General features: G+C 43.9%; 9 protein-coding genes. 3 read left to right on the top strand and 6 right to left on the bottom strand.

Annotated features, from left to right (window positions below; translation table 11 throughout):
* Window positions 1–105 precede the first annotated feature (105 nt).
* Entirely contained in the window at window positions 106–942 is an 837-nt protein-coding gene (locus tag ABU615_RS00290) for an RnfABCDGE type electron transport complex subunit B (RefSeq protein WP_367488777.1), read from the top strand.
* A gap of 90 nt (window positions 943–1,032) precedes the next feature.
* Entirely contained in the window at window positions 1,033–1,476 is a 444-nt protein-coding gene (locus ABU615_RS00285) for an META domain-containing protein (protein WP_267390149.1), read from the top strand.
* Window positions 1,477–1,576: 100 nt separating this feature from the next.
* On the opposite strand, the gene fumC is transcribed toward ABU615_RS00285, so the two are convergent.
* Window positions 1,577–2,965 (bottom strand): class II fumarate hydratase, encoded by a 1,389-nt coding sequence (gene fumC / locus ABU615_RS00280; RefSeq protein ID WP_100140021.1) that lies wholly within the window; start codon window positions 2,963–2,965, stop codon window positions 1,577–1,579.
* Window positions 2,966–3,337: 372 nt separating this feature from the next.
* Here fumC and ABU615_RS00275 point away from each other — a divergent pair, with 372 nt between their 5' ends.
* The gene (locus tag ABU615_RS00275) at window positions 3,338–5,104 is read left to right on the top strand and encodes a cation:proton antiporter (RefSeq protein WP_370388971.1); all 1,767 of its coding nucleotides are present in this window, start codon (window positions 3,338–3,340) and stop codon (window positions 5,102–5,104) included.
* A 245-nt stretch (window positions 5,105–5,349) separates the two neighbouring features.
* Here the strand turns inward: ABU615_RS00275 and sbmA are convergent, their stop codons facing one another.
* From sbmA to ABU615_RS00250, 5 genes are all read right to left on the bottom strand, one after another.
* Window positions 5,350–6,552, bottom strand: coding sequence for a peptide antibiotic transporter SbmA (gene sbmA, locus ABU615_RS00270; RefSeq protein ID WP_323811343.1), 1,203 nt, complete (start codon window positions 6,550–6,552; stop codon window positions 5,350–5,352).
* 511 nt (window positions 6,553–7,063) lie between these two features.
* Window positions 7,064–7,783, bottom strand: coding sequence for a 5'-methylthioadenosine/adenosylhomocysteine nucleosidase (locus tag ABU615_RS00265; protein WP_370388970.1), 720 nt, complete (start codon window positions 7,781–7,783; stop codon window positions 7,064–7,066).
* Window positions 7,784–7,921: 138 nt separating this feature from the next.
* On the bottom strand, window positions 7,922–9,706 hold the full coding sequence (gene recD, locus ABU615_RS00260) for an exodeoxyribonuclease V subunit alpha (RefSeq protein ID WP_370388969.1): 1,785 nt from the start codon (window positions 9,704–9,706) through the stop codon (window positions 7,922–7,924).
* A gap of 35 nt (window positions 9,707–9,741) precedes the next feature.
* Window positions 9,742–10,437: a lipoprotein-releasing ABC transporter ATP-binding protein LolD gene (gene lolD, locus ABU615_RS00255; protein WP_370388968.1), complete on the bottom strand. Its 696-nt coding sequence runs from the start codon at window positions 10,435–10,437 to the stop codon at window positions 9,742–9,744.
* The gene (locus ABU615_RS00250; protein WP_367488789.1) at window positions 10,430–11,680 is read right to left on the bottom strand and encodes a lipoprotein-releasing ABC transporter permease subunit; all 1,251 of its coding nucleotides are present in this window, start codon (window positions 11,678–11,680) and stop codon (window positions 10,430–10,432) included. The genes lolD and ABU615_RS00250 overlap by 8 nt, the downstream gene beginning before the upstream one ends.
* Window positions 11,681–12,023 lie beyond the last annotated feature (343 nt).

The following is a 12,023-nucleotide window of genomic DNA, read 5'->3' as shown; positions in this document are numbered from 1 at the left end:
AAGTATAATTTTTTTAACGGTCAGTCAGCACCCTGCTGCAAATTGGCACAACAACCAGTATGTTAAAATTGATTTTTAATTAGTATTCGTTTAATCAGTTTTATTATGTTTATTGCTTCAGAACACATCGACCGGCTATTACCACAAACCCAGTGCAGGCAATGTGGCTATCAGGGCTGTGCCCCTTATGCACAGGCATTAAGCCGAGGCGAGGCAGCCATTAATCTGTGTACACCGGGAGGAATGGCAGTTATCTGTGATCTGGCGCAATTACTCAATGTACCGGTGATCCCTCCTGCTGACACCAATAAAGCTCAGCAGCCTAAGGCTATAGCCATCATTGATGAAGACGAATGTATTGGGTGTACCGCCTGTATCAAAGCCTGCCCAGTAGATGCCATTTTTGGTGCAACCAAGCAAATGCATACCGTTATTACCAGCGAATGCAGTGGATGTGAATTATGTCTACCCCCCTGTCCGGTAGACTGTATCCATATGCAGCCAGTAGCAGACCAATGGTTACCCCGCTCTCGTCTTTTAACTGAAGACATTCAAAATGAGCGCTTTGCCGCTGCTAAACAGGCTCATACCCGTTTCCAACACCGTAACGAACGCTTGCATCGTCTACAAAAACAAAAACAACAGCAATTACAGGCACGGCAGAAGAAAACCACAGCCACAACAACTAAATTAAATTCAGCAAGCAACATCAATCCAGCGGCTCTGATTGCCAAAGCCATGGCTAAAGCGCATACTCAGCAGCAGCAACGACGTGTGCCGGATAATCACGATTCATTTCAGCAACAGCAGATTGCCAAAGCTCAGCAACAGGCCAGCTACCGCCGCGCCATGCGTGATTTCCAGTATGGAAATGAAAAGCAAAAAGCAGAGGCACAGGAATGGCTGCGTTTATACAAACAACAGCACGAATCCCAACAATAATGCGCTTAACCTGACAAAATTAAATAAAAATGCTAAAATTATAGGCTAAATTAAAATTATTTAGCTGTATAAATTAACGAAATTAAACAAATGAAAAAGCTGAAACTGATTCTGGCTACCGTGACTGCCCTGTTAATGGTTAGTGCCTGTGCCATTGCAGACAAACCCAATACCCGTTATCTGTCCGGTAACTGGCAAATTCGTACTTTAAATGGTGAGCCTACTCCGGATACCAGCGCTCGAATCCGTTTCGACCCAAATACACACCAATATTATGCTTTTTTTGGCTGTAATCATATCCAAGGTAACTACCGAGATTTTCGCCACACTCTGCATCTAAGCCAACCGTTCGGTATCGATAAAATGTGTGCCAACATCGAAGATGAACGCACCGGTACCGGTACCCTCGGTTTCGTTAATTCATGGCGTATCATCAACGATACCACCGGAGTGCGGCTGCAACTGTTAGATAAACAGCACTATGTACGTGTCGAAGCTCGTTTATTAAAAGACGCCGACAACGAACAACATTAAGCTTTTCATTACATTAGTAGTAATAAATAATCTACAAGCACTTACAAAACAAAATAGCCACATTATCTCCGAGACAATGTGGCTATTTAATTACTCTGAATTAATGCGGAGCAATCATATCTTCAGGAATCACCCACTCATCAAACTCTTCGGCAGTGAGGAAACCCAGTTCAATAGCAGCCTGTTTCAGGCTGGTATTTTGCGCATAGGCAGTTTTGGCTATTTTAGCAGCTTTTTCATAGCCGATATGGCGGTTCAGAGCTGTAACCAGCATTAGTGAATGATGCAAATTGGCATCAATTTTCTCACGTACCGGCTCAATACCTTCCGCACAACGCAGATTAAAACTATTACATGCATCTGCCAATAAGCGAACTGATTGCAGAATATTAAACACCAGCACAGGCATAAACACATTCAGCTCAAAGTTACCGGACGCACCGGCTACTGTAATCGTCGTGTCGTTACCCATTACTTGTGCTGCGACCATCGTCATAGCCTCACACTGAGTAGGATTCACTTTACCCGGCATAATACTTGAGCCAGGCTCATTGGCTGGAATAGTAATTTCACCAATGCCACAGCGCGGGCCACTGGCCAGCCAGCGGATATCGTTAGCAATCTTGTTCAGACTTACTGCCAGTGTCTTCAGGCTACCAGAAGCAAACACCACAGCGTCACGGCCAGCAAGTGCTTCAAATTTATTTGGTGCAGTTACAAATGGTAAACCGGTCAGTTCCGCTAGTTTTGCTGCCGCTTTTACCGCATATTCCGGATGGCTGTTCAAGCCAGTACCCACAGCAGTACCGCCCAATGGTAACTCATACAACCAATGCAATGCCTGCTGCAAACGTTCCAGACCATGATCCAACTGGCTAACATAGCCACTGAATTCCTGTCCTAATGTCAGCGGTGTTGCATCTTGCAAATGTGTACGGCCAATCTTAACTATATCTTTGAAGGCTTCAGCTTTAGCCGCCAATGTGTTTCTCAATGCTTTTACTGTTGGCAACAAATGCTGATTAATTTGGATAGCTGTAGCCACATGAATGGCTGTCGGGAATGAATCATTGGTAGATTGAGCATGATTCACATGATCATTTGGATGCACTGGTTTGTAGCTACCACGAGGCTGTCCGGCAATTTCGTTAGCCACATTAGCCAGAACCTCATTCATGTTCATATTGCTCTGCGTACCAGAACCAGTCTGCCACACAACCAGAGGAAACTGGTCTGCCAGTTCGCCAGCCAGAACACGTTCTGCCGCCTGTACAATCAGTCCGGCACATTCGTCACTGATGCGTCCGAGCTGCTGATTGGTCAATGCAGCTGCCTTTTTTACCAAAGCCATGGCCTGAATCATGGCTGGCGGCAAAGTTTCACCACCGATATCAAAATTTTGCAGGCTACGCTGAGTTTGCGCTCCCCAATAAACATTTTCAGATACAGCGATCTCACCCATGCTGTCATGTTCAATACGTGTATTCATAACGTCTCCATGATTACGCACACATTTTATTTAAAATAAAACAAATATTTGTGCAGCGGTCAGGCATTAACTACACTCGCAGACCCTCTGGAATATATTTAATCCCCATTCTAAAGAAGCTTAATTGTGCAGCGATTCAGCTATCTTAGCCACCAATTTATCACATTTGTAAATAGATATTAATATAAACATAAGATTTGATTATAAATTTCCAACATCATTTACCTATCAACACTAAAATGAACTTAGATACAAATTCCTAAGCTAAGATCCTAACTGCATGCCACTCTAACAGCTATTGATAATGAAAAAAAATAATAGAGGGAACAGTTTGTGGCAAAATAGAAACTACCAAACAACACATATAAAATAATGGATATAGCCTTTCAGTTTTCAGCATTACTGGCACTGGGCATAGGTGCACAATGGCTGGCGTGGTATCTGAAACAACCATCCGTACTGTTTCTGTTGTTCACTGGCATTATCATTGGACCAGTGCTGGGATGGTTTCAGCCTGATAAAGTCATGGGCGACCTCCTTTTTCCGTGTATTTCTTTAGGTGTAGCCATTATCTTGTTTGAAGGCGCCCTTACGCTGCAATTTCACGAAATCAGCCAGCATGGCCGTGTAGTTCAAAATCTGGTGACCTTTGGCACCCTCATTACCATTGCAGTATTATCACTAGCTACCTATTGGCTGTTTAAACTGGACATACGGGTGGCTATACTGTTTGGAGCCCTCGTCTGTGTCACCGGCCCCACCGTTATTGCGCCCATGCTGCGTAGCGTCAGGCCACGTACAAAGATTGCCAATATTCTGCGCTGGGAAGGCATTATCATCGACCCCATCGGCGCCATTGCCGTTGTACTCGTCTACGAGTACATAGTTTCCAACGGCCACGAAAATTCACTGCTGCTTTTTAGCAAAATTGTGCTGGTAGCTGTAATCTGTGGCGGGCTGGGTGCTGTAATTCTAGCTAATGCCATCAAACGCTATTGGCTGCCGGAATACATGCGCAACGTCGTCACCTTTGCATTTGTACTTATTCTGTTCTCTTTTTCCAACTATCTGGAAAGCCAATCCGGCTTGCTCACGGTAACGATTTTAGGACTTGCACTAGCTAACTGGCCCCAATTTCCTCGTCAAAGTATTCTGGCATTTAACGAATCCCTTACCTTACTCTTCATTCCGACATTATTCATTATTCTTGCGGCACGTATGGACCTAGCTGCGCTACTTGGTCTTGGCTGGCACGGATTGTTGCTACTGATGATTGCCATGTTCGTTGCACGTCCGTTGGCCGTTTGGTTTTCTTCTATCCACTCCGGTTTAAGCGTGCAGGAGAAACTAATGATTAGCTGGATCGGACCGCGTGGTATTGTCGCAGCCTCGATTGCCTCATTGTTTGCAATGCGTTTAGAGCACCAGCATTTAGCCGGTACAGAACTACTGGCACCATTGGTATTTCTAATTATTATTGGTACCGTGTTGATTCAGGGGCTGGGCGCAAAAACAATTGCTATCATCTTGAAAGTACGCGAACCAGCCAATAACGGCGTACTGATTGTTGGCAGCAACGATGTCGCCCTGATGCTGGCTAATACCCTAAAACAACTGAATATCGATGTTTTGGTTGCCGATTATCACTACATACAGATTGCCCGTGCCCGCATGCAGGGTCTTCGCACCTATTTCGGTAATCCGGTATCAGAAAATGCACAGACACAACTAGACCTAATTGGCATTGGCCATTTGTTCGCCGTCAGCCGCGATAAAGAACTGAATACCTTATGTGAACTCCAATTTCGGCATGAATTCGGCGAGCAGAATATCTATCGTATCCGTTTTGCCGAAGAACAGCATTTAACCGCTCGCGCCCAGAAACAACATCAGTTTGTTTCCCGCCAACTGTTTGAAAAAGAGGTGACATTCGGGCGTCTGGAAAACATGCTAAACAAGCAGGCTCGGATAAAAATTACCAACATTACTGCTACCTACGACTATCAGCAGTACTGTCATGACCATCCGCAAGCAATTCCTCTATTTTTACAGGATAAAAACAATACCTTATATATCATCAGCAGTGAGTTTCAGCCAGCATCCGCCATTGGCAAAAGATTAATTGCATTGGATTACTGAGCATCAGTTCCGAAAGTCTCAACGACTATTGGCTCATTCAACAATTTGCTGCCTGAATCAGATTATAATTAGCTAATTTTCCGGCCAATACAATAAGCGCTAATCCTGACACGTCTGCCGCACTCAATGCCAGCAAATATGTAAGCATTGCCAGATAAATCTTCTGCCTGATATAAAATCAATATAAGATGGTTTGATGTTTTATGTGCAAACCATATAGCCAAAATAACGTAAGAATATAAATATTAATTTTTAGTATTTAATATCGATTCAAAAGCTTTCAAACGTTTATGAATCGACAATAGCTCAATAATAGTTTTCCACGAACTAATCAGATATTGGAACGAATCACGCACATTGCCAAACACGTTCAGAATCTGATTAATTAGCCCCAAAGTCATAGTGCCTGCTGCAATCGAAGGGGATAATATGAATAAACCGAATAAATTATCCAACTGCATGTACCATGTACTCACCAAATTAAAATAGGCGTAATGAAAATACAATCGGTAGTAATTCACCCTTACCCGCTCAAAAAGTTCTTTTAATGTAGCTGGCTGGGCGCGTGCAATATCATCCTCTCCATATACCAACTCTTTCCGGTAAGCTGCTTCTACTTTCTGATTATTGAATTGCAATCCCGGTAGCTTAATCCCCACCACCATCAGCAGCACCGTACCAAATAAAGACCAGCCTATCGCCGCCCAAACCAGCGAGTATTTAATTTCACCAATCAATGCAAGCACAGGTACATGGCTCGACAATTCAAACAGAATCGGTAAAAAAGCAATCAGCACCATCACAGCCCGTACCAGACTGACACACAATTCTTCCACAATAGTGGCAAAGCGCATTGTATCTTCCTGCACCCGCTGAGAGGCTCCTTCTACTGTATGTAATTTTGGCCAGTGGTCTATATAATATTGGTTCATCGCGGTGCGCCAGCGAAACACATAATGGCTGACAAAAAAAGCATTCAGCATAATCATAGTCACCGAAACCATCGCAATCAGCAAAAATGTCAGCATATTCTGATAAATATTACTGATTGGCCCTCCACCACTGCTAAGCATCTTCTGTATCATGTCCCAGAACGGTCCATACCAGGCATTAATCGCCACACTTACCTGCACATTAAACCAGATGTTAAACAGAATTAATGCCGAACCCCATATAGACCAACGCTGCCATGGATGGCGTGCCACCACCGACCAGAAAACCGCGAATACCAACGTAGCCAGCACAAACCAGATATAAAACCATACAAAAGCGGGCGACCAAAAACGAGAAAGGCCAATAGCCAGAGGCTTATCAGCATAGCCTTGCGGAAAGCCGAACCATTCACCAGCAGACTTACCTCCCGTATACCAGAGAGCAATATTTAAACCAATCCACAAAATGGCAGACAAAAAAAACCAACGAGGCTTAGGAAAAAACGACTGGAACACAATTTCATCCTGACAAAAAAACTACCGGTTAAAAAAAGATGGTTTCAACAATGTCAGCTCGTGCGTCACCAGCCATATGCATGCATCAGCGGAGATTGTAAAGAAGCTATTAAAAAGCGAGTGACCCACAAAGTCAATCAATATAGTTAATCCAGTAACGGATTTATTTTAAACATCTGTTTGTTGTGTCTGCTAGTGTCAAGCACAGCAAATTGGCTTAGAGCATCCATTTTAAAATGGATTTGGATTTGTTCGTAAAAATTACGGTACCCAAATTCCACCAGCAGAAAAAAAGATAGCAGAAAATGAGCAATGGCTAGAAAATTTAAAATATGCCATTTTTTCCACAAAAATATTATCCTCTATATTAAATATTTATTAGCTTATTTCACTATAAAAAGCAAAGAAACAAACCCATTATCATTATATTTTTAAGCATCAAAATACTTAAACGATGCAGGCAACTAATGTACAGCCGGCATCACTTTCCTGTAGCGCTTAATTTAACATATCATTCAGGGTTATTTTGCAGACCTAAAGTAATTAAATCAATTACCATGCGTGCAGAATTTTGGCCTGCTTGCTGTAAAAATTCATCAAAACTGATGGCAGCATTAGCGTCACCATTATCGGAAATGGCTCGGATGATGACAAACGGGATATGCAACTGATAGCAGGTCTGAGCAATGGCAGCGGCTTCCATTTCCACCGCCAGCACATCAGCAAATTTATCTTTGATGGCACTGTTCTGCTCGGCAGTACCAATAAACTGATCTCCGCTGACTATCAAGCCTGTATGGATATGTGCACCAGTGAATACTTGCGCCGCACAAGTAGCTGCTTCAACCAAAAGCTCACTAGCTTTAAATCTAGGTGGCAGCTGTGGTACCTGACCAGATTCATAGCCAAAAGCAGTAACATCGACATCATGATGAGCTACTTCTTGTCCTACCACCACATCACCAATCTGCATACCAGCTTTAAGACCGCCTGCACTTCCCGTATTAATCACATAATCAGGTGCATATCGTTCAATAATGATTGCCGTTGTCAGTGCCGCATTGACTTTACCTATTCCGCTTAGTGCCAGCACTACCCGCACACCCTTAATTTCACCTAGATAAAAATGCACTGCTCCAGCCACATCATCCTGACGTTTTTCCAGTTGAGTTAGTAAATAATCCAGCTCAGGCTGCATGGCAGCAATAACGGCAATTAAAGGTGTTGGCATCATTCAATCTTTGTCATATTTTTTGATAAAAACAGGATAGCAGAATTTACTTTATGCAGCCAGATAGGCATGAATACTAACAATGTCAATGTTACCTAAACCAAACCAGATAATTTGATTTCACATTTAGTAGCAGAATTAAAATAAAGACAATTGCGACTGCTGTAATACTTTTCCAGCCAGAGCAGCACCCAGCCCACTGCGTCGTTGCTGGCTATTTTTAATTCCCTGAACCATTTGTCTGGCTGTACCACAGAAAATAAACTGCTCCCGTGCACGAGTCAAAGCAGTATAAAAAAGCGCTCGATTAAACAGTGGGTCATCCGCTGCAGCGTTAGTCTGAGGAGCCACAAACCACACACTATCATATTCCGAACCTTGACTTTTATGTACCGTAATCGCAAAGGCATCTTCGTGAGGAGGCAGACGGCTGAGAACCATCGAACGAAAAGAATTACCATCATTAAAATAGGCACACAGGTGACCAGAATGATTTTCATCAGGAAGAATGATACCTATATCGCCATTATACAAACCCACCGCATAATCATTCTGGGTAATCATGATAGGTAAACCAGCAAACCAGCTATCGGTATTCAGATGCAGCCGACTACGCAAAAACTGCCGGTAATGCCGATTAAATCCTTCAGCATCAGCTCGCCAAGCTGTCAACACCATAATATCATTTAGATGGCTAAAAACTGCATCAACATCATGATCGGCCACGGCCTGCCACCATGGCTGATGCAGAGCATACAAATCATGACACATCCGCTGCCAATCAGCCGAACGCACCTGCAACTGTGCCGGAAAGCGGCGGACGGCATTCATAGCACTTTCATCATCACCTTTAATACAGGCAGTCGCCAAAGCACCGATACCTTGCGTAGCATCAAAACGGTAGCTGTGACTCAATGTAGCCACATGACTTGCCATTCCAGCCTGACTACTGGTTTCGGGCAGAATCTGATTTGGCAGCAGCGTGGTAAGCTTTTGTTTTAGAGCAGGAGACAATACTGTCGGCCGCGACAACTCTGCTAATACATTACCAGCACCAACAGCTGGAAGCTGATTAGCATCACCAAGCAATATCAGACGCACATCCTCTTTCAGAGCACGCAGTAATGCCCGAAACAAAGATAAATCCAGCATTGAGGACTCATCCACCACCAGAATATCCACCGGTAAAGGATGCTCAGCATCATAAGGGCCTGTTAAAAGAGGCGGTTGTAGCTGAAGCAACCGGTGTACAGTTTGACCGCCAAGCCGTCCCAGCAAACGTCTACTGTCTTGATCCAAAGGTAGTTTACTTAAAGCTCGCTGCAAGGCATTGGCCATATGTGCTGCCGCTTTACCGGTAGGCGCCACCAAAGCAATATGCGGCGGACGTGATAATTTCCATGCGTGCTTGAGCACCAATCCCAAAATTTTGGCAACAGTAGTCGTTTTTCCGGTACCCGGCCCACCATTTATAACCACAAAATGCTGTAATAGAGCCAGCGCCGCTGCAAACCTCTGCTGTGCACTGTCTGCATCCGGAAACCACTCAGTCAGATCAACAGCCACAGCCCTCATATCTAAAGGTACAGATTTTACTGTTGTGCGTTTCCACAGATTCTCAGCAATATCCTGCTCGAGTTGCCAGATACGGCCTGAAAACAAATGATTATCCAGCAAAACAAATGGCGTATACGCACCGGCTGCCCCTACCAGCATCCGACAATTGCGGACAGATGTCCGGTATTCGCGCGGAACAACAATATAACTGTCCCCCCGATTGAACGCCCATAACAGTGCATTAGCCCAAGGTTGCATCACAGCCCATTCAGCCGGAACAACTGTACCCAGCACCTGAGCCATTGCCGCCAGAGCCGGATGGTCGGGTTGTTCAGAGCCTGCCTGCACTGTTATTTCATTTGCCATACACTGCAACCATCATTAGCCATTAACCCTACGGTTCAGTTTGCTGCAAAAGGTATTAATTTCCCATCTGATACCGTTAATACCTCATCAAAACGTACAGCAAGCTCATCATCATGGGTAACCACTACCAGACTGGTGCCTAGCTCATGTTGCAAATCGAGCATCATATCGAGCACATTACTGGCATTTTTACGATCCAAATTTCCTGTAGGTTCATCCGCCAGAATACAGGCTGGATGAGTAACCAAAGCGCGAGCAATGGCAGCACGCTGCCGCTCACCGCCAGATAATTCACCAGGACGATGCGCCAAACGCTGTTTCAAACCCACTTTATCCAGCATTGCTCTCGCTTGTTCTTCCGCCTGTGCTTTGGGCATGTGACCAATCAACAAAGGCATCATCACGTTTTCCAGCGATGTAAACTCTGGCAGCAAATGATGAAACTGATATACAAAACCCAGATACTGATTTCGCAGCTGACCAATGGCTTTCTGACTCAGCTCAGTAATATCACGCCCCATTAGGCGAATGCTGCCTGAGCTGGGTGTATCCAGGCCACCCAAAAGATGTAGTAAAGTGGATTTACCACTGCCGGAAGCGCCCACCACACTGATACTTCGGCCACTCCCGATTTTGAAATTCAAATCATCAAGTACCGATACCTGTAAATGGCCATCATCATAAGTTTTACTGACATGTTCACATTCAATCACATATTCCGGCTTATTCATAACGTAATGCCTCCGCCGGTTGAGTTTTGGCAGCACGCCAGCTCGGATACAGCGTAGCCACAAAAGCCAGTAGCAAAGAAATCACCGCAATAGTACAAACATCAGTAAACTCCACATCCGACGGCAGGTAGCTAACAAAATAGATTTGCGATGGAATCAAATGTTTACCAGTTAGGTGCTCAAAAAAGGCAACAATGCGGCCAATATTCAAACCAAGAGTGACACCAAACAAGGTTCCGAAAAAAGTACCCAGAAAACCGGCTACCGCACCCTGAATCATGAAAATACGCATTACACCGGCTGGGGAAAGCCCAAGAGTGCGTAATATAGCAATATCTGCCTGCTTTTCAGTTACCGCCATCACTAATGAAGACACCAGATTAAATGCAGCCACCGCAATTATTAGCAGCAAAATAATAAACATCATGCGTTTTTCCATCTGTACTGCATCAAAATAACTGCGGTTTTGAAAAGTCCAGTCACGAATCCAAATTTCATTCTGTAATTTAGGTGGCACAATTTTGCGAATCACATCTGGTGCATTTTGTGGGTCAGCCAGTTTCAACCTTAGACCACTTACATTATTTCCTAGCCGGTAAAGCTTTTGAGCATCACTAATATGGGTTAAAGCCAGCGTATTATCCACTTCATAAATCTTGGTTTTTACTACCCCTACCAGAGTAAACTGTTTCAGACGCGGCACCATGCCAGCTGGCGTGACATTTCCATCAGGCGTGATAACAGTGATTTTGTCTCCAATATTAGCACCCAGCGCCTCTGCCAAATTCTTGCCCAACAAAATACCGAATTCATCAGGTTTCAGTGAAGCAAAACCATTTTTGGGCATGCCGGCTCCATAATCCACAACTTTGCCTTCCAGTGCGGGATCAATGCCGCGAATCTGCACTCCACGTACTTCGCCGGCATTGGCTAACAAAGCTTGGTCTGCTACATAGGGTGCCGTGCCCACCACCTGTGGATTCCCTTGTACTAACTTTTGCAAATCCTGCCAATGCTGATCCAGACTGTTTTCATAAAAGCCCATTTCAGCATGCGGAGCGACACTGAGTAACTGATTACGAATTTCTTTTTGAAAACCATTCATCACCGACAGCACCACAATCAAAGTAGTAACTCCGAGTGCGATACCAGCAATTGACACTGCGGTAATGAATGACATAAACCCGTTACGTTTCCTGGCCCGTAAATAACGTAAACCAATCCATGTTTCCAGAGATGCCATGAGTAAAAAATTTCAATAGAAAAAACTGATTGTACCCGAGCGTAACGAGCAGCGTCATGCTCAACACTTATAATAATAATGTTAATATTCGTTAATCAGACAATCGTTTTACACCAGCAACAGTTAAGCATCTCTCATCTCAAGTAAACTAGACTATTCAAATACCTGATTATATTTAACCTTTTAAATATTTTATAGGTCGAACTTAATTTCTGAACCATAAAAATCTAAAAGCACAAACGCATAAATATGTCATCCTAAAAGCAAACTGCTATTATCAACCCAAGTTCATTCTAACCTTCAAAACATACTTCCAAATACACAAATACAGCACTGTTGAAAG

The sequence above is a fragment of the Snodgrassella alvi genome, assembly GCF_040741455.2.
In the GTDB taxonomy this organism is placed as follows: Bacteria; Pseudomonadota; Gammaproteobacteria; order Burkholderiales; family Neisseriaceae; genus Snodgrassella; species Snodgrassella alvi_E.
This window is presented reverse-complemented; position numbering and strand designations above follow the sequence as displayed.